At 71.6% G+C, this 17,728-nt stretch carries 18 protein-coding genes; 9 read left to right on the forward strand and 9 right to left on the reverse strand.

The window, feature by feature from the left end; all coding sequences use genetic code 11:
• Positions 1-339 (reverse strand): ArsR/SmtB family transcription factor, encoded by a 339-nt coding sequence (locus A5643_RS12885; RefSeq protein ID WP_066855992.1) that lies wholly within the window; start codon positions 337-339, stop codon positions 1-3.
• Positions 340-525: 186 nt separating this feature from the next.
• Between A5643_RS12885 and A5643_RS12890 the strand changes: the two genes are divergently transcribed.
• Complete coding sequence (locus tag A5643_RS12890; RefSeq protein ID WP_502686238.1) at positions 526-4,944, forward strand: cation-translocating P-type ATPase; 4,419 nt, start codon at positions 526-528, stop codon at positions 4,942-4,944.
• Here A5643_RS12890 and A5643_RS12895 read toward each other — a convergent pair.
• On the reverse strand, positions 4,927-5,532 hold the full coding sequence (locus tag A5643_RS12895; RefSeq protein ID WP_066855995.1) for a TetR/AcrR family transcriptional regulator: 606 nt from the start codon (positions 5,530-5,532) through the stop codon (positions 4,927-4,929). The genes A5643_RS12890 and A5643_RS12895 overlap by 18 nt on opposite strands.
• 62 nt (positions 5,533-5,594) lie before the next feature.
• Here A5643_RS12895 and A5643_RS12900 point away from each other — a divergent pair, with 62 nt between their 5' ends.
• On the forward strand, positions 5,595-5,819 hold the full coding sequence (locus tag A5643_RS12900) for a hypothetical protein (protein WP_156628791.1): 225 nt from the start codon (positions 5,595-5,597) through the stop codon (positions 5,817-5,819).
• A gap of 13 nt (positions 5,820-5,832) precedes the next feature.
• Positions 5,833-6,123, forward strand: coding sequence for a hypothetical protein (locus A5643_RS12905; protein ID WP_066856002.1), 291 nt, complete (start codon positions 5,833-5,835; stop codon positions 6,121-6,123).
• 53 nt (positions 6,124-6,176) lie between these two features.
• Here the strand turns inward: A5643_RS12905 and A5643_RS12910 are convergent, their stop codons facing one another.
• The 4 genes from A5643_RS12910 to glnX all read right to left on the reverse strand — a co-directional run bounded on the left by A5643_RS12910 (position 6,177) and on the right by glnX (position 11,293).
• On the reverse strand, positions 6,177-6,461 hold the full coding sequence (locus A5643_RS12910; RefSeq protein ID WP_066856005.1) for a ferredoxin: 285 nt from the start codon (positions 6,459-6,461) through the stop codon (positions 6,177-6,179).
• Positions 6,462-6,768: 307 nt separating this feature from the next.
• On the reverse strand, positions 6,769-9,021 hold the full coding sequence (locus tag A5643_RS12915) for a serine/threonine-protein kinase PknG (RefSeq protein ID WP_066856008.1): 2,253 nt from the start codon (positions 9,019-9,021) through the stop codon (positions 6,769-6,771).
• On the reverse strand, positions 9,018-9,977 hold the full coding sequence (locus A5643_RS12920) for a glutamate ABC transporter substrate-binding protein (protein WP_066856011.1): 960 nt from the start codon (positions 9,975-9,977) through the stop codon (positions 9,018-9,020). Before A5643_RS12920 ends, A5643_RS12915 begins: the two co-directional genes overlap by 4 nt.
• Entirely contained in the window at positions 9,974-11,293 is a 1,320-nt protein-coding gene (gene glnX / locus A5643_RS12925) for a protein kinase G-activating protein GlnX (protein ID WP_066856013.1), read from the reverse strand. The genes A5643_RS12920 and glnX overlap by 4 nt, the downstream gene beginning before the upstream one ends.
• 151 nt (positions 11,294-11,444) lie before the next feature.
• Here glnX and A5643_RS12930 point away from each other — a divergent pair, with 151 nt between their 5' ends.
• Together A5643_RS12930 and A5643_RS12935 are read left to right on the forward strand one after the other, a co-directional pair.
• Positions 11,445-12,266, forward strand: a complete 822-nt coding sequence (locus A5643_RS12930; RefSeq protein ID WP_066856016.1) for a hypothetical protein — start codon at positions 11,445-11,447, stop codon at positions 12,264-12,266.
• A 9-nt stretch (positions 12,267-12,275) separates the two neighbouring features.
• The gene (locus tag A5643_RS12935) at positions 12,276-12,887 is read left to right on the forward strand and encodes an NUDIX hydrolase (protein ID WP_066856018.1); all 612 of its coding nucleotides are present in this window, start codon (positions 12,276-12,278) and stop codon (positions 12,885-12,887) included.
• 185 nt (positions 12,888-13,072) lie between these two features.
• Here A5643_RS12935 and thiE read toward each other — a convergent pair whose 3' ends face one another.
• Complete coding sequence (thiE, locus tag A5643_RS12940; protein WP_066856021.1) at positions 13,073-13,735, reverse strand: thiamine phosphate synthase; 663 nt, start codon at positions 13,733-13,735, stop codon at positions 13,073-13,075.
• Between the two features lie 144 nt (positions 13,736-13,879).
• On the opposite strand from thiE, the gene thiO reads away from it, so the two are divergent.
• The 4 genes from thiO to A5643_RS12960 are packed head-to-tail and all read left to right on the forward strand — an operon-like array spanning position 13,880 to position 16,287.
• Complete coding sequence (gene thiO / locus A5643_RS12945; RefSeq protein ID WP_066856150.1) at positions 13,880-14,878, forward strand: glycine oxidase ThiO; 999 nt, start codon at positions 13,880-13,882, stop codon at positions 14,876-14,878.
• A complete protein-coding gene (thiS, locus tag A5643_RS12950) occupies positions 14,878-15,075 on the forward strand; it encodes a sulfur carrier protein ThiS (protein ID WP_066856024.1) in 198 nt (65 codons plus the stop codon). The genes thiO and thiS overlap by 1 nt, the downstream gene beginning before the upstream one ends.
• Positions 15,068-15,832, forward strand: a complete 765-nt coding sequence (locus A5643_RS12955; protein ID WP_066856027.1) for a thiazole synthase — start codon at positions 15,068-15,070, stop codon at positions 15,830-15,832. Before thiS ends, A5643_RS12955 begins: the two co-directional genes overlap by 8 nt.
• Positions 15,829-16,287, forward strand: a complete 459-nt coding sequence (locus A5643_RS12960) for a hypothetical protein (protein WP_066856030.1) — start codon at positions 15,829-15,831, stop codon at positions 16,285-16,287. The genes A5643_RS12955 and A5643_RS12960 overlap by 4 nt, the downstream gene beginning before the upstream one ends.
• Positions 16,288-16,411: 124 nt before the next feature.
• Here A5643_RS12960 and A5643_RS12965 read toward each other — a convergent pair whose 3' ends face one another.
• Positions 16,412-17,272 carry a type IV toxin-antitoxin system AbiEi family antitoxin gene (locus A5643_RS12965; RefSeq protein WP_066856033.1) on the reverse strand — a complete coding sequence of 287 codons (861 nt, stop codon included), beginning with the start codon at positions 17,270-17,272 and terminating at the stop codon, positions 16,412-16,414.
• Positions 17,273-17,338: 66 nt separating this feature from the next.
• The gene (locus tag A5643_RS12970; protein WP_066856035.1) at positions 17,339-17,728 is read right to left on the reverse strand and encodes a DUF4333 domain-containing protein; all 390 of its coding nucleotides are present in this window, start codon (positions 17,726-17,728) and stop codon (positions 17,339-17,341) included.

Below are 17,728 nucleotides of genomic sequence, written 5' to 3' on the forward strand. Positions count from 1 at the left end.
TCAGCGCGGCGGGTCCGGCGCCAGGCTCCCGTCGGGCGCGATGTGGGCGAAGATCTGCTGCAGCAGGGCGATGATGTGCGGGTCCTCGACGGTGTAGATGTGGTGACGTCCCTCACGGCGCGCGCTGATCAAACCGGCCAGCCGCAGCTTGGTCAGGTGCTGGCTCATGGTGGCGACGCCGAGACCGGCGCGGCCGGCCAGGGTGGTCACGTCGTGCGGCCCCTGGGTGGCCAGCCAGAGGACGTGTAACCGAGCAGGGCTGCTGAGCAGCGCGAACGTCTCGGCGGCCGAGGCGAGCTGCGGTGCTGTCGGCTCATCACGCGGGTCTGCTGAAGTCATCGTTTCGGGTGGCCGTTCTTCGGGTTTCGCTACGTCGACGTCCATCTTGTCCTAGTGCTACAGCCGGACTTCGCGCAACGCAATAATTAGATAGTTGCGCAACCATCGAAATGAACGCAGGATGGGACCGTCCGCGCGCAGGGCCACCGCCGTCGACCGGCCGCCCTGCCACCGCCCGACCACACGATGGGTTGCTTGACCGTGAGCCGAACTCCGCTGCTGCTCCGCCCGCTCGGCTGGGGAATCCAGACCACCGTCGGCGCCGTCGAGGCCGCCACTCGCACCGCCGCTGCCGCCGCCGGGACCGTGGGCGACATCGCCTCCGCCAGCGTGCAGCTGGCGACACTGCCGGTACGTGAAGGACTCAATGCGCTGGCCGGTGAGGGCATGTCGCTGACCCGCCGCTGCTGGCGCGGAGACCAGCGCGCCTGGATCGAGGTGGCCGGCCTGGCCGGCGCCGACGGCGCCCAACGCGGCGAACGGACCCTGGCCGCCCTGAGCAGCCGGCCCGGGGTGGTCTCGGCGAGCCTCAACGCTCCGCTGGAGCGCGTGGTCGTCGAACTCGATCCCGCCGCCCCACCCACGCTGCGCGAGCTGTGCCGGCTGCTCGACGAGGCCGACCACGCCCAAGCCAAGCCCAGCGGCGTGCGCACCACGCTGCCCGGCGACGGCCTGCTGTTGGTCACCCGCGGCGTCATGGTCGGCGTCAACGCCGCCGGGTTCGCCATCGCGGTGGCCGGGCGGGCGTTGCGGCTGCCGGCCGCGCCCCTGGCGGTGGATGCGGCCGGCACGTTCGTCAACTACCAGCCGTGGCTGCGTCGTGCGCTGCACGAGCGGATCGGCACCGGCCCGGCCGACACCGTCCTGTCGCTGCTGGGCACCGGCGCCCGCATCGCCACCCTGTCCCCGGCCGCCCTGGCCGTCGACGTCGCGATGCAGGGCCTCAAGGCCGCCGAAGACCAGGCCGCCGCCCGGGCGTGGCGCCACCACGAGCCGCGGCTGGCCCGGCCCGCCGACCACACCCGGGTACACCGGCCGCAGCGCCCGGTGCCGCTGCCCGACGGCCCCGCCCAGCGCTACACCAGCAAGATGGCGTTCACCCAGGTGATCGGCGCGGGACTGGTCGGCGCGCTCACCCGGAACTCCGCCCAGGCCGCCAACGCGGTGGTGGTGGCCGCCCCCAAGGCGCTGCGCGCCACGACGGAGGCTTTCGCCGCCACGCTGGGTCGCACCCTGGCCGAGCGGCACGACGTACTGGTTTTGCAGCCGCACGGGCTGCGTCGACTCGACCGGGTCGACACCGTGCTGATCGACCCGCGGGTGCTCTGCACCGATCGGCTGCGGGTGGCGCAGCTGCGCGGCGCGTCGTCGAGCCGGCGTGCTGCGGCCTGGCCCGTGGCCCAGGACATGCTGGCCGGCAAGGGGATCAAGCCCGGGTGGCATCCGGTGCCCGGCCACGACGGCGTCGAGGTGCTCCTGGCCCCGACGGCGCACCCGCTGGCCGCGGCCCTGATCGCCGAGGCGCGGGCGGCCGAGGTGGAGCTGGTCTCCCTGGACGTGGACCTCCTCGGTGAGCTGCGGCCGGGCTTCGACGACCTGGCCGCGGCCGACGACGACCCCGACATCGCGCTGGCCGGCGCCCTGGCCGCCCTCCAGCAGGACGGTCGCACCGTGGCGGTGGTCTCGTCGACCGCGGCTGCCGCACTGTGCAGCGCCGACGTCGGCCTCGGCGTCCTGACCGAGAACGACCCGCCCTGGCAGGCCGACCTGATCGTGCAGGATCTGGCCGGGGTGTGGCAGGTCCTGCACGCACTGCCGGCCGCCCGGTCGGCCACCGACCGCGGTATCGCGATCTCCACCGGTGCGACCAGCCTGGGTGCGTTGTTGATGGTGCCCGGCGTGCGCGGCGGCCGCGGCCCCAGCCCGGTCACCGCCGGCGCGGCTGCCGGGGTGGTCTCCGGCTACCTGCTGGCCCGGCGCGCCACCGCGGTGTCGGCGCCGCGGCCCGCACCCGCACAGGAATGGCACGCCATGTCGGTCGACCAGGTTCGCCAGATCCTGCCCGCGCCCACCGGCGAACTCCGCGCTCCGTCGGCCGAGCAGCCGAACATGGTGTGGCAGTTCCTCACCGCGGTGCGCGCCGAACTCTCCGACCCGTTGATGCCGGTGCTCGGGCTGTGCTCGGCCGCCACGGCCATGCTGGGCTCGCCGGTCGACGCGATGATGGTCAGCACGGTGCTGATCGGCAACTGCATGCTCGCCGCGGGCCAGCAGCTGCAGGCCGAGAACCGGCTCACCCGCCTGCTGGCACAGCAGGCCCCGCCCGCCCGCACCGTCGGAGCCGGCGGCTATGCCGAGGTGCCCGCCGAGGCGCTGCTGCCGGGCGCCGTCATCGAGGTGCGCAGCAACGAGGTGGTGCCCGCCGACGCCCGGCTGATCGAGGCCACCGACCTGGAGGTCGACGAGTCCTCGCTGACCGGGGAATCGCTGTCGGTGGACAAGCAGACCGCCGCCACGCCCGGCGCCGAACTCGCCGACCGGCGCTGCATGCTCTACGCCGGCACCACGGTGATCGCCGGGACCGCGGTGGCGATCGTGACCGCGGTCGGCCCCGAAACCCAGGCCCGCCGCGCCGCCGAACTGGCGGCCGGGGAACTGCCCGTCGTCGGGTTGCAACACCAACTGTCCACGCTGATGAGCCGGGCGTTCCCGGCCAGCGCCGCCGGCGGCGCACTGGTGGGCCTGCTGGGTCTGTTGCGCGGCGGCACCCTGCGGGTGGCGCTGGGCAACGCGATCGCGGTGGCGGTGGCCGCCGTGCCCGAGGGCATGCCGCTGATGGCCACCCTGGCCCAGCACGCCTCCGGGCAGCGGTTGAGCAAGGTCGGTGCGCTGGTGCGGATCCCGCGCACGGTCGAAGCGCTCGGCCGGGTCGAGGTGGTCTGCTTCGACAAGACCGGGACGCTCAGCGAGAACCGGCTGCGGGTCACCGGCATCCACCCGGTGGCCGGGCACAGCGACGACGACGTCCTGGCCGTCGCCGCGCACGCTGCGCCGGCGCCCGAGGGTGCCGCGCACGCCCACGCCACCGACCAGGCGGTGATCGAAGCCGCCGCCGCGCTCCCCGCCGACGAGCGGTGGCTGACACCGGATGCGCACGTGCCGTTCCGGTCCGGGCGGGCCTTCTCCGCCTCCGTCTCCGGGCGCGACCTGGTGCTCAAGGGCGCCCCGGAGGTGGTGCTGGCGGCGTGCGAGGACGCGCCCGCCGACGTCGACGACCAGATTGCCGAACTCGCCGCCCAGGGGCTGCGGGTGATCGCGGTGGCGCGCCGTCGGCTCACCGCCGCGCAGGCACGCACCGCCCGCGACGACGCCGACGGTGTCGAGACACTGTGCGGCTCCGAGCTGAGCCTGCTGGGGTTCCTCGGCATCGCCGACACGCCGCGCGAGGAGGCCCCCCGACTGCTCGCCGACCTCACCACCCGCGGCGTCGACATCCGGCTGATCACCGGCGACCACCCGGTCACCGCCACGGCCATCGCCGCCCAACTGGGGATGGCCGTCGCCTCGGAGCAGGTGATCACCGGGTCGCAGTGGAACGCGTTGTCGCGCAAGGAGCAGCTGCAGGCGGTGGCCGACCGGGTGATCTTCGCCCGCATGTCACCGGAGAACAAGGTGCAGGTGGTGCAGACCCTGGAGCGCAGCGGGCGGGTGACCGCGATGGTCGGTGACGGCGCCAACGACGCCGCGGCCATCCGGGCTGCCAGCGTGGGCCTCGGCGTGGTGGCCCGCGGCAGCGACTCGGCGCACACCACCGCCGACATCGTGCTGACCGACGGGCGGATCGGCGCGCTGGCCGACGCCATCGACGAGGGCCGACGGTTGTGGCGCGGCGTGCAGTTGGCGGTGACCGGGCTGCTCGGCGGAAACATCGGGGAGGTGCTCTTCGGTGTGATCGGCACAGCCATCACCGGCACGTCGCCGCTGAACAACCGGCAGCTGCTGCTGATGAACATGCTCACCGACGCGCTGCCGGCCACCTCGGTGGCGGTGAGCACCCCGGCCGGCCCCGCGGATCGGGTGGTGGGCGGTATCGACGAGCCGGCGCTGGTGCGCGCGGTCGCGGTGCGCGGCGTCATCACCGGGGTGGCGGCCAGCGCGGCCTGGGCGATGGCGGGGTTGACCGGCCGCCCGCAGCGTGCCGCCACCGTCGCGCTGATCAGCCTGGTCACCACCGAGTTGGCCCAGACCCTGGTCGACTCGCACGCCCCGCTGGTGTGGCTCACCGCCACCGGCTCCTTCGCGGTGTTCGCCGCCGCGATCAGCCTGCCCGGGGTGAGCCAACTGCTGGGCTGCACCCCGGTCGGCCCGCTGGGCTGGGCGCAGGCGCTGGCCTCGTCGGGTGCGGCCGTCGGCGCGATCGCGGTGGCGCCGCGGTTGCTGCCGGCGCGCTGGCAGGCCGTGACGCCGCCGGTGGGCGAGGAAGCGCCCGACCCGACCGTGGCGGCTGCGGGTCCGGCAGGGGCGCAGTTCGGCGGGGACGGCGCGACGCTGGCGATCGATCGCCCCGCGAACGGGAGACGCCTCGAGCTAGTCCCCGCGCCCTGAGCCGGATTCCTGCAACCCGGCGGCCAGGGCGGCGAACACCCGCGCGCCCAGGTCGTCGGGCACCGCGTCGGGGTCGAAGGCCCGCTCGATGGCCAGCCCGTTGATCAGGGCGGTGGTGGCGACGGCGAGTTCTTCACCGCTGAGCAGCGCGTTGTCGGTGATGAGGTGTTCGGTTGCGGCCCCGGCCAATTCGCGGGCGGGGCGGATGAACTCGCTGACCACGCTCTCGCGGGTGGCGTCGTCGCGGGCGCCCAGCGCCAGGAAATCCAGCAGCAGCGGCAGCCAGCGCGGGTCGCGGCCGACCCGGTACAGAAACCGGCCGATCGGGTCGGCGCCGTCGCCCAGATTCTGAAAGTCGGCAGCGGCAGCGGCATCGGCGAGCCGGTCGGCCAACAGCGCGGCGAACAGTTCCCGCTTGGAGCCGAAGTAGTGATACAGCGCCCCGCGGGACACCCAGGCGCCGCGGTAGACCTGCTCCAGGGTGGCGTCGTGATAGCCGTGTTCGGCGAAGACCCGGCCGGCCGCGCGGAGCAGCGCCGCGCGGGTCTGGGCGCGCCGCTCGTGCTGGGGAGTGCGTTCGCGGGGCATGGCGTGAAACTACCCGAGGTCGACACATACCGCACAACGGTATGTTTTGTTAGACTGTGGGCGTGATCGCGACGCCCCGTCCCCTTCTGTCGGGCCGGCGCGCAGTTCGGAGTCGCCGCCTCGACACCACGGCCAGCCTGACCGCCCAGATCAACGCCGCTCAACGGGCCGCCGAGGCGCGGTTGCCGGCCGGGTTGATCGCCCGGTTTTCCGAGCCGAATCCGGCCTGGTCGCGGGCCGACGACTGGCTGGGGATCGTCACCGCCGAACGGACGGTGACCGGGTAGAGAGGAGACGCCGATGGCCACCGACGCCGTGGTGCCCGGCTGGCTGCGCTGGGTGATGCAGGCCGACCGGGCCGGCTCCGCCTGGTATGTCGGCACCGGGTTTTTGTTCGCCCCGATCCTGGCAATCGTCTCCCCGTGGCCGCTGCTGACGGCCCTGCTGTGGTGGCTGATCGCGCTGGCCGGACTCGAACTGGGCTTGCTCGGGATCGCCATGGCGGTCGGACTGGCCCGAATCCTGCGGTCCGGGGCGGAGATTCCCGAGGACTACTGGTTCGGGCTGATCGGGCAGCGCCCCCGCCGGTAGCTGCACTTGGGTCGTGCGGAAGGTCTCCGGGTCATCGAGCCGATGGTTCAGGGCTACCGGTCGCCCCACTCCTTGCCCACCAGGCTGGCAGCGGCGTCGCGGGTGACCGCGATGGCGTGTGAGGGGCATTCCAACGCCGCCTGCTCGACGGCCGCCGCGTACTCCTCGGGCACCTCCAGTGGGCCCACCGTTTCGCCGTCTTCGCCGATCAGGGTGACCGTTTCATCAGGGGTCATCGCGAACACCGCCCAGGCACGCCGCACACAGAACCCGGCGCCGACGCAGCGATTCTGATCGACGGCGACCCGCAGCGGGCCTTGCTGGTCAGGGGAGGCCATGCCTGGGGCAACCGCCCCCGCGGCGGGAGTATTTCGGGGCGAGAGTAGGCGGACTGACCGCCGTGCGGGACGCGGGTCTGGGGGTCGCGATGATCTGGCCCGGGGCAGCGGCGAACCGACGGACGTCCCTGGAATCGACGTGCAAAACGCCACACAGCGCAAAAATATCGCCCTCTAACGATGATCAGCTGTCGATCTCAGGGGAGACACGGCCCTGCAGCGCCGTCGAGGCGATACTTGCGGATGTGCGAACCCGACTCCCGACGCTGCGTTTCGCCGGTGCGCCGGGAGGGCGTACAAGCGCCGCTTAGAACGTCGAAATCGGCCGCACCTTGTTCGCCATGTCCACCAGCGCATACCGGTGGTCGCGGGTCGGGGCGGTGCGCGCCAGACCGCGCAGCGCCGCCTCGACCCCTAACCGCAGGCCGTGGTCGGTGAACGGGAAGCCCAGGATGTGGTTGGTCGACGCGTCGTTGTGTTCCAGCCAGTCCATGGCCGCACCCAGCACCAGCGCGCGGATCTGCAGGACGCGCGGTTCGGTTTCCGGCAGCGCCTCCACCCGTCGCGCGGCATCGCGGATGTCTTCCTCGGTGATCTCGTCGCGGTTGCGTCCCGACAACAGCGTGACGGCGGAGGTGAGCCGGGCGGTGGTGAAGTAGCGGGAGGTGGCCGGCACCTGATCGAGGGTGCGCACCGCCGCCAGCCGGTCGCCGTCGCTGGATTGGGCTCGGGCCAACCCGAATCCGGCGGAGATCACCGAATCGTCGGTGGCCCACACCGCGCGGTAGAAACTGCGCGCTTCGGCATTGCCGGCCATCTCGTGGGTGGCCGCCAACGCCAGTTTCGGGGCCAGCTCGCCGGGAAAGATGTCGAGGACTTCGGTGAAATCCTTCAACGCGGCGTCGTGGTCGCCGTTGAGCAGGGCGGCGACCGCCCGGAACCACACCAGTCGCCATTGCCAGCCCACCCGCTCGGCCAGCGCCTCGAGCTTCGCGCTGGCCTTGACGACCTCCTCGAGGTCCAGCAGCGCACGCACCTCCATCAACGGCAGCTCGACCGATTCGCTCAGGTCGACTCCGTCGGAGTCCAGTGCCCCGTCGCGCACCGCCCGCAGCGAGTCCAGTGTCTGCACCGGCTGGGAGAGCACGGTGGCCGACAGCACCGGCGCGGCCACATCCGAGCTGTCGACCAGCGGCACCTGCAGCGCGGTGACGATCTCGCGGGCGGTGAGGGTCTCGGTGTGCACCCGCCCGTCGCGGTAAACGTCGGTGTGCGCCAACAGCAGCGCAACCCCGAAGGTGGATCGCGACCGGGTGAAGTTCGACGACAACCCCGGGCGCGGCACTCCGGAATCCTGGGCGACCGCCTCCCGCAGCACCCCGAGCAGCTGGCCCGACATCTCCTCGGCGGAGATGAACCGTCGGGTCGGGTCGGGGTCGATGGCCCGGCGCAGCAGCCGCGCGTAGGACGGGTAACGGGTCAGCGCCGGGTCGTCGTCGGGCAGCCCTTCGACGTAGCGACCGCCCCGGGTGCGCAGCTTCAGGGTCAACGCCGCCAGGGTGCGCCCCACCGTATAGATGTCGGTGGCCACCGTCGGGCCGGTGCGCACGATCTCCGGCGCCTGATATCCCGGGGTGCCGTAAAGGTAGCCGTAGGAGTTGATCCGGGAGACCGCACCGAGGTCGATGAGTTTGAGCTGCTCCTCGGTGAGCATGATGTTCTCCGGTTTGAGGTCGTTGTAGGCCAAACCGATCGAGTGCAGATACCCCAGGGCCGGCAGGATCTCGAGCATGTAGGCGATCGCCTCGGGCACCGGCAGCTTCTTGTCGCGGGACTCCTTGAGCGACTTGCCGCCGACGTACTCCATCACGATGTAGCCGACCGGATCGCCGTGCCGGTCGTGATGCTCGACGAAGTTGTAGATCTTGACGATCGAGGGATGGACCACTTCGGCGAGGAACTTGCGCTCGGCCATCGCGATCGCCTGAGCCTCGGCATCCCCGGAATGCACCAGGCCTTTGAGCACGACCGGACGTTCGTTGACGTTGTGGTCGACGGCCAGGTACACCCAGCCCAACCCGCCGTGCGCCACACAGCCCTTGATCTCGTACTGGCCGGCCACGATATCGCCGGGGTTCAGTTGCGGCAGAAACGAATACGGGCTACCGCAATGCTGACACCAGCCCTCGCTGGGTGCCGGCACCTCCGGGGTGGAGCGACCCACCGGCTGCCCGCAGTTCCAGCAGAACCGTTTGTTCTCCGCCACCACCGGGTTGACCATCAACGCCGACTCGGGATCGGTGTCGGGCACGCGCGGGATCACCACCAGCCCGCCGCCGAGCCGGCGGGTGGTGGGGCGGTGCCGACGTGGACGCAGGAACTCCAGCGCCGCAGCGGTTTCGGCGTCGTCCTCCTCGTCGTCGAACGGCGGCCGGTAGATCGCTTGGGTGGCCATCGGCCGCAACGACGCGGAGTCGAACAAGTCCTGCGCCGGCTGGGTGGCCGGGCCGCCGGTGCTCACCTCGTCGGCTTCGGGACCGTCGTGCTCGTGGCTCGTCATGACTGCACATACCTCGGAACCGGAGGCGCGGGCGCGGGACCGAGCACGGTCAGCCAACGCCGATAGAGGGTGTTCCAGGTGCCGTCGCGGCGGATGCGCTCCAAGGTGCCGTTGACGAAGCGCACCAACCCGGTGTTCTCCAGATTGACGCCGATGCCGTAGGGCTCCTCGCCCATATACGGTCCGACGATGTTGAGATAAGGGTCCTGGGAGACCAGCCCGGCCAGGATCGAGTCGTCGGTGGAGACGGCGTCGACCTGCCGCTGCTGCAACGCCACCAGGCAGTCCGCCCACGTGATCACCGAGACGATGATCGGCGGCGGGGCGATCTGGCGGACCCGGTTCAGCGACGTGGTCCCGCGGGCCACACACACCCGCTTGCCCGACAGGTCGGCCGCCTCGGCGATCGAGGAGTCCCGCGGGATCAGGATCCGCTGGTGGGCGGTGAGATAGACGGTGGAGAAGTTGACGTGCTTGCGCCGCTCGCAGGTGATGCTCATCGACTTCACCACGATGTCGACCTTCTTGTCCTGCAGCGCGGTGACCCGCTCCGCCGACGACAGGATCCGGTACTCCACCTGGAGAGGAGAACCGAAGATGTCGCGCGCGACCTCGCCGGCGATGTCGACGTCGAATCCGGTGATCTCCCCGGTGATTGGATCGCGGAAGCTCAGCAGGTTCGAACCGACATCCAGCCCGACGATGAGCCGGCCGCGGTCCCGGATGTCCTTGACCGCGGCGTCGGCTTCGGCCTTGGTGCGAAACGGCGGCAGGCTGGCCGTGGCGTCGCAGTCCGGTTTGGCTTCCGGGGCCAGCGGCGGCTGCGGCGCCAGTTCCTCCATCCCGGCCGGGGTGGGCGGCGGCAGGGTCGGTGAGCTGATCGCCGGGGTGTGATCGGAGTGCCCGCAGCCCGCGGTGACCAACAGGGCCGCCAGCAACACCCCCAGGCGCCTCATCGGTACTCACCCAGCCGGGGCCACAGGCCCAACGCGACCGCGATCGCCGCCGCGATCGACAGCACCGCCCCGCCGACGGTGGCGCCGTAGAGGCCGCGGCGGGCGGCGGTGATCTCGGCACGCAACTGCTCGCGGCTCTCCTCGATCGCCTGACCCAGCGCGTTGTCGAGCTTCTCGAACGCCGGGGTGGAGTCGCCCTCCCCGGTCCCGACCGCGACCTGGGTGGCCGCCTGGTAGTTGCCGACCGCGATGTACTGGTTGATCCGGTAGTTGGCGTGCCGCCAGCGGTCCAGCAGTTCGTCGGCGTCGGCCAGCGCGGATTTGTCGATGGTGTTGTCGTTGTCCAGATACTGGTTGAGCTGGTGCTGCATGGCGTCGATGTGCTCGTAGAAGGTGCGCTTGGGCGCCTGCTCCCCGCCGCGGCGGACCAGCGACAGCGTCTCCTCCGCGCGGGCCTGCTGCGCCACGATCGACAGGTTGGTCAGGGTCTTCAACGAGTCCGCGGAGGTGTTCTTGGCGTTGCGGCTGCTGGTGGTGGAGATCGCCAGCGCCGTGCCCACCCAGATCACCATCACGAGGATAGCCAGCCCGCCGGCCACCAGCCCCGGGTTGACCCGACGGCGGGTGCGCGCCGCCAGCCAGCGATGCGCGAACGCCCCGAACAGCACGGTGACCGCGATGACCAGGATCACCGGCGCCGGCACCCGGGTGGAGGCGGTGGTCTCCGCGTCGACCCGCGCGGAGGTCTCGTCGTAGAGGCTCTGCGCGTCGGGCAGGATCGTGTCCTGCATCAGCGAGGACGCCTCGGCCAGGTAGCTCGCCCCCACCGGGTTGCCGGCCCGGTTGTTGGTGCGGGCGATCTCCACCAGCCCGGTATAGACGGTGAGTTCGGCGTTGATCCGGCCCAGCAGCGCCATCAGGTGCTCGTCGGTGAGTCCGCTGGAGGAGCGGGTCACGGCGTCGGCGGCGCCGATGATGGCCTGCTCGTAGCGTTGCCGCACCGGGGCGGGCTCGGCCTGGGCGATGAACGCGGTGGCCGCGGCGGCGTCGGCGACCGACAGCGCGGTGTAGAGCTGACCGGCGGCCGACGCGAGCGGCTCGGTGTGGTTGAGCACCGTGGTCAGCGTCTGCTGCCGGTGGTCGATGGTTGTGGCGGTGGCGAACGCGCTGGCCAGCCCGAGCATCGACAGCACGATGCCGATGGTGGCCAGCTTGCCGGGCGTGGTGGTCAGAAACCACCAGTACGGGTGGGCCGGCTGTTTCGGCGACGTCGACCCCTCCGGCTCGGTCGACGGATGCGCCAGCTCCACGGTCACGTGCGTTCGAGCCCCCGTCTATCGGCTGCTGTGCTGGCCCCCAACTGTATAAGCAGAGTCTAAGAGAATGCCGTTTGTGGAGGTAGCGGTTTTCGTGTCGGGCGCCCAATTGCTGCGACCCCGCCGCCCGGGACCGGATTAGATTGATCCGGTGGAGCGCGCACAGGCCCTGACCGAGCAACGGGTGGCGACCCGGTACCGCAACGGGTTCGTTGCGCTGGCCGCGATCGGGTTCACCGCTGCCGTGCTGGGCAGCTTCTTTCATCCGCGGTTGGCCACCCCGTGGGTGTGGCTGCTGGTGCTCGGCGGGCTGGCCTGCGGGGCGGCGGGATTGGTCGGGGCGCGGGCGGCCACCGCCCGAATGCGTTTCCGGGTGACGCAGCCTAGGTGGTTGTTGCTGGCCCAGGCGGCCGTCCTGCCGACCTGCGCGATGGGCGCCAGCTGGGCCCTCGGCAACCTGGTTGGGGCATCAAGTGGAGGATTCGGGCCGGTCACGATCGGTCTGGTGATCCCGATAGCGCTGCTCGCGCTGTTCGCGACCATCCTCAACGCCGAAAGCCTCTTCGACGGCGACGCCGACGGGGTGCGGTTCATCCAGCGCGGCCGGCAGCTGCGGCGCACCCGCATCCCGTGGGCCGACATCGCCGCCATCGTGGTGGCCACCGGCGCGCGGCCGAAAACGGTCGAGATCGGGGTGCGCACCCGCCCGGGCGTCGCCACCCGCCCGTTCACCCTGCGCGCCGGTGAGCTGCTCACCGACCTGCCGTACCGGATCGTGGCGCCCCGCACGTCGTTCTCCCTCGACGACATCGGCGGAATGCTCAACCGCTCCGGGCGCACCGACATCGCGCTGCTGCACCGCACCCCGGCCGGCGAGATTCTGCTCGGCCATGCCAATGCCTGGACCTCCCGAGCTCCCTCGCCGGCGAGCGGAACGCGTCGCTTCGACCCGGCCGGGTCACCGCCCGCATAAGCTGGGCTGGTGCGCGGCGACGGTGACGGATGGGCCTTCTCGGCCACCGGCGCGCGGTATTGGGGGCGCTTCGGCGCAGCCGGGCTGCTGCTGCGCGCCCCGCTGGCCGACGGCACCCCGGCGGTGCTGCTGCAACACCGTGCCTGGTGGAGCCACCAGGGCGGCACCTGGGCATTGCCCGGCGGCGCACGCGACAGCCACGAAACCCCGGAACAGGCCGCGGTGCGTGAAGCCGGCGAAGAGGCCGGCGTGCCCGCCCACCTCGTCGCGGTCCGCGCCGCGCTGATCACCGCCGACGTCGGCACCTGGGCCTACACCACCGTGGTCGCCGACGCCACCGAACCGCTGGCCGTGCAACCCAACCAGGAGAGCACCGAACTGCGCTGGGTCCCCGAACCGCAGGTGACCGAGCTGCCGCTGCACTCCGGGTTCGCGAGCAGCTGGCCGCGGCTGCGCACCGCCGTCGCCGCGGTCCCGCTGGACCCCGACGACGAACGGCGCCGCCACCTGCCACGCACCGTCGTCGTCGAATCCGAGATGTTCCTGTGGGCCACCGCCGGGGAACCTGACCTGCAACCCTCGCGGCTCAGCGAGGCGATCTCGGAGCTGCTGCCGGGATAAGGAGACGCCGATGCGCTGGCGCGGAGTGAGCCACGTCGAGTTCGCGGTGCTCGACTACGACAACCTTTGCTGTCGCGGGAACGGCGCTGAGGACCGCCACCGCGAGCGCGCCTCGCGAGTGAAGCGCTACGGCGGCAAAACGCGCCGGATCTCTCCCCACGGCTTCACTCGCCGGGGGGGCTTCGTCACTCGAGTGCGGCGCGGAGGCGTCGGGCCGCGGCCTGCGGATCATCGGCGGCGGTGATCGCCCGCACCACCACCACCCGGCGCGCCCCGGCCGCGATGACCTGCGGTAGCCGCTCCTCGGAGATGCCGCCGATGGCGAACCACGGCTTGTCGGTGCCGGTCGCGGCGGCCTGCTCCACCAGGGCCAGGCCCGCGGCGGCCCGGCCCGGTTTGGTCGGCGTGGTCCAGCACGGCCCGACGCAGAAATAGTCGATGTCCTCGGCGATCGCCGCCGCCAGCTGGGTGGCGTCGTGAGTGGAGCGGCCGATCACCGTGTCGGCGCCGACGATCTCACGGGCCGTCGCCGGCGGCAGATCCCGCTGGCCCAGGTGCAGCACGTCCGCGCCGGCCGCCCGGGCGATGTCGGCGCGGTCGTTGACGGCCAGCAACGCGCCGTGCCGCGCCGCCGCCTCGGCCAGCACCACCAGCGCAGCCAGCTCGTCGGCGGCCTCCAGCGCACCGAACTGCTGCTCACCGGGCGAGCCCTTGTCGCGCAGCTGGATGATGTCGACCCCACCGGCCAGGGCGGCCTCGGCAAACTCGGCGAGATCGCCGCGCTCGCGGCGCGCGTCGGTACACAGGTACAGCCGGGAGGCGGCCAGCCGGGTCGCGGGTTCGTGCACACTGCGACGCTAGCGGCTAGCGTGGGAACAGACCACGGGAGTCCCGGGTGATCCGGTGCGGGGCTGAGAGTGGGCACACCCGGAAGGCCGGCCTGCCCTGACCGTCACACCTGATCCGGATCATGCCGGCGAAGGGAGCAGCAGATGACCGACCTGGCCGTGATCGGCGGCGGCGTCATCGGGCTTGCCGTAGCCCGCCGCGCCGCCCAAGCCGGCCACACCGTGACCGTGCACCACGACGGGCGGCACGGCGCATCCTGGGTCGCCGGCGGCATGCTCACCCCGCACAGCGAGGGCTGGCCGGGGGAGGACCGGCTGCTGCGCCTCGGACTCGACTCGCTGACGCTGTGGCACGAGAAATTCCTCGACGGGCTGCCCGCCGAGGTCGTCACCGCCCGCGAATCGCTGGTGGTGGCGGTGGACCGCGCCGACGTGGCCGACCTGCGCACCGTCGCCGACTGGCTCTCCGCCCAGGGGCACCCGGTGACCTGGGAGAGCGCTGCACGCGACGTCGAGCCGCTGCTTGCCCGCGGCATCCGGCACGGTTTCCACGCCCCCACCGAACTCGCCGTCGACAACCGCGCCCTCGTCGAAGCGCTGGGCAGCGCCTGCCGTGAGCTGGGCGTGCGGTTCGCCGGCCCGGTCGCGGCGCTGTCGGAGGTCGCCGCCGACACCACGGTGATCGCCAACGGCATCGACGCGCCCACCCTGTGGCCCGGGCTGCCGATCCGTCCGGTCAAGGGCGAGGTGCTGCGGCTGCGCTGGCGCAAGGGGTGTATGCCGGTGCCGCAGCGGGTGATTCGTGCTCGGGTGCACGGCCGGCAGGTGTATCTGGTGCCGCGCGACGACGGTGTGGTCGTCGGCGCCACCCAGTACGAGCACGGCCGCGACACCGCGCCCGCGGTCTCCGGGGTGCGGGACCTCCTCGACGATGCGTGCGCCGTCGCGCCGGGTCTGGGAGAATACGAGTTGGCCGAATGTGCGGCCGGGCTGCGCCCGATGACGGCCGACAACATGCCGCTGGTCCACCGCCTCGACGACACCACCGTGGTGGCGGCCGGGCACGGCCGCAACGGCTTCCTGCTGGCGGCGTGGACAGCCGAACACGTGGTGACCGAACTACTTCCCCTGGGAGTCCGGTGATGATCGTGACGGTCAACGACAAACAGGTCGAGGTCGACGCGACGACCACGATCGCCGACCTGCTGTCCGCGCTGGGCTACCCCGACCGCGGTATCGCCGTGGCGCTGGACTATTCGGTGTTACCCAAAGCCGACTGGCACCAGACCCTTTCCGACGGTGCGCGGCTCGAGATCCTCACGGCGGTGCAAGGTGGCTGACAACAAACTCACGATCGGCGGACGCAGCTTCTCCTCCCGACTGATCATGGGCACCGGGGGAGCGGCCAACCTCGCCGCGCTCGAGGAGGCCCTGATCGCCTCCGGCACCGAGCTGACCACGGTGGCGCTGCGCCGCGTCGACGCCGAAGGCGGCACCGGCATGCTCGATCTGCTGGGGCGGCTCGGCATCACCCCGCTGCCCAACACCGCCGGCTGCCGCAGCGCCGCCGAAGCGGTGCTCACCGCGCAGTTGGCGCGCGAGGCGCTCGGCACCGACTGGGTCAAACTCGAGGTGATCGCCGACGAGCGGACCCTGCTGCCGGACGCGGTCGAATTGGTGCGCGCGGCCGAGCAGTTGGTCGACGAGGGATTTGTGGTGCTGCCCTACACCAACGACGACCCGGTGCTGGCCAAGCGGTTGGAGGACACCGGGTGCGCGGCGGTGATGCCGCTGGGCTCCCCGATCGGTACCGGGCTGGGCATCACCAACCCGCACAACATCGAGATGATCGTCGCCGCTGCCGGCGTCCCGGTGATCCTCGACGCCGGGATCGGCACCGCCAGCGACGCCGCGCTGGCGATGGAGCTCGGTTGTGACGCAGTGCTGCTCGCCTCCGCGGTGACCCGTGCCGCGGATCCCGCCGCGATGGCCGCGGCGATGGCCAGCGCCGTCCACGCCGGCCACCTGGCCCGCCACGCCGGGCGCATCCCGAAACGGTTCTGGGCGCGGGCGTCCTCACCGGAGAAGAATTGGTGAACCGGCTGCGGCCCGTGCTCGCCGCGGTGCTGGTGGTGAGCGGTCTGGGGGCCGGCGGTTGGCTGCTGTGGCATCGCAGTGACTGCGCGATCATCGAGGACGCCGGCCAGCAGTGGGCCGCGCTGATGGCGGCCACCAACGACTCGTTCGACCGGGGCACCTTCTACCAAGCCGAGTTTCAGGCACTCGCCGACATGGAGGCCAAAATGGTCGCGGCGTTGCGTTCGGCTGCTCGGGACGTGTCGTCGCCGGAGCTGGCTGAACACCTCGACGTCTGGGCCGACAGCACGGCGCTGAACCTCGAGGTTCAGCGCGAAGACTCCACCGCCTGGGGCGAGTTGCCGCCGCCGGACGTCATGGCGAAACTGCAACGTTCGCAGGAGTTGTACCTGCAATCCACCGACCTGCTCGTGCAACGCTGTCCCGCCCTGGGGCCGAAGCTGCATCTGGCCTGAAAACGCTTGCGCGAGTGAAGTTCCAAGGCGGAAAAACCGCGAATTTTCCGCCACAGGACTGCATTCGCGGAGAAGCGGGAGCCGGGGGCGAGAGCGGAGGCAGGGACGCGGGCAGGCCAGAGTGCTACGGCTTGTAGCCGCGCTCCTTGAGTTCTTGGCACACCCGGAACACGATGTCCTCGGCGCGATGGCCGGCGATGACCCGGACCACATTCCAGCCCCGATATTTCAGTTCCTCAGCGCGCCAGATGTCATACGCCCACTGGTCGCGGTCGCTGCGGTGGTGGTCGCCGTCGTACTCCGCCGCGACCTTGAACACCGGCCAGCCCATGTCGAGGTAGAGACGACGGCCGGTGCGGGCGACCACCGGGATCTGGGTCTGCGGGCGGGGCAGACCGGCGCGGATCAGCACCAGGCGCAGCCAGGATTCGCGCGGCGACTGCGCCCCGGCATCCACCACCTGCAGCGCACTGCCAAGCGCCCGCAATCCGCGCACCCCGACATGACCGCCGGCCACCGCGCAGATGTCGTCGACGGCCAGTCCGGTCGCGCGCAGCAGGCCGTCGATCGCCGCGACCGCGGGGAACAGGGGGTGGTGCCTGCCGAGATCGAACGCGGTGCGCGCCGGGGTGGTCAACTGCAGCGGCCCGCAGCTCGTCGCCAGGGTCTGCACCTCCCCGGCGGGCAGGTTCTCCCGGCGCACGATCACCCCGCGCGGCGCCGACGGGTTGTGGTGGAACACCTCGATCGGGGTGGCCGGGTGCAGCCAGCTCACGCCGTGCAGTGCCGCGGCGGCGCGGCCGGCGACCACGGCGCGGCGCCGCGACCACAGCCAGGCCGCCAGCGTGCGCTGCACCAGCGTCAACCGCGCGTCGCGGGGCACGTAGACGTCGGGAAACTCCGCGCGGAAGCGGGTGCGCAGCCCGTGGCGGGTCAGCTGGCCGCGGGCCAGTGCCTCACTGCCCAGGACGGGTCGTATCTCCATGGCCGAGAAGCATCGTGAGTCGATGCCGAGGCGACAATTCAGCGCCCGCCCCGGTTGGGGATAGCGCTAGGTGGGGCGGCCCACCTGGTAGGTGCCGTCGTCGTCGAGGAAGGTCACCACCACCTGGCGCGGCACCCCGTGGATGGTGAGCGTGCAGCCGAACGAGGCGCCCTTCTCCGCGACCGGGTTCTCACCCTTGTTGCAGGTGATGTCCTTGACGTTGGTGGCGCCGTAGCCGGTGACGGTGTCGGTGAGGATCTGCTGCACACCGTCCTGCACGTCGTGGATGTCGACCCGGTTGGTGACGAAGTAGCCCGGGGTGCGGAACCCGACCAGCCACACCACGGCGGCCACGACCTCGATGAACAGCCCGATCGCCACCCCCAGCAGCACCAGTGCGCGCCGGGAGCGCCGGGTGGAGATCGGCGGCGAGGCGTCGGGGTCTTGGCGGGTCAC

The organism is Mycobacterium sp. 1274756.6 (genome assembly GCF_001668625.1).
GTDB lineage: Bacteria > Actinomycetota > Actinomycetes > Mycobacteriales > Mycobacteriaceae > Mycobacterium.

What these genes read in the sequence shown, in the direction of transcription:
- A5643_RS12885 (WP_066855992.1), bottom strand. Translation starts at nt 339, where the DNA reads ATGACTTCAGCAGACCCGCGTGATGAGCCGACAGCACCGCAGCTCGCC.
- A5643_RS12890 (WP_502686238.1), top strand. Translation starts at nt 526, where the DNA reads ATGGGTTGCTTGACCGTGAGCCGAACTCCGCTGCTGCTCCGCCCGCTC.
- A5643_RS12895 (WP_066855995.1), bottom strand. Translation starts at nt 5,532, where the DNA reads ATGCCCCGCGAACGCACTCCCCAGCACGAGCGGCGCGCCCAGACCCGC.
- A5643_RS12905 (WP_066856002.1), top strand. Translation starts at nt 5,833, where the DNA reads ATGGCCACCGACGCCGTGGTGCCCGGCTGGCTGCGCTGGGTGATGCAG.
- A5643_RS12910 (WP_066856005.1), bottom strand. Translation starts at nt 6,461, where the DNA reads ATGGCCTCCCCTGACCAGCAAGGCCCGCTGCGGGTCGCCGTCGATCAG.
- A5643_RS12915 (WP_066856008.1), bottom strand. Translation starts at nt 9,021, where the DNA reads ATGACGAGCCACGAGCACGACGGTCCCGAAGCCGACGAGGTGAGCACC.
- A5643_RS12920 (WP_066856011.1), bottom strand. Translation starts at nt 9,977, where the DNA reads ATGAGGCGCCTGGGGGTGTTGCTGGCGGCCCTGTTGGTCACCGCGGGC.
- thiO (WP_066856150.1), top strand. Translation starts at nt 13,880, where the DNA reads ATGACCGACCTGGCCGTGATCGGCGGCGGCGTCATCGGGCTTGCCGTA.
- thiS (WP_066856024.1), top strand. Translation starts at nt 14,878, where the DNA reads ATGATCGTGACGGTCAACGACAAACAGGTCGAGGTCGACGCGACGACC.
- A5643_RS12965 (WP_066856033.1), bottom strand. Translation starts at nt 17,272, where the DNA reads ATGGAGATACGACCCGTCCTGGGCAGTGAGGCACTGGCCCGCGGCCAG.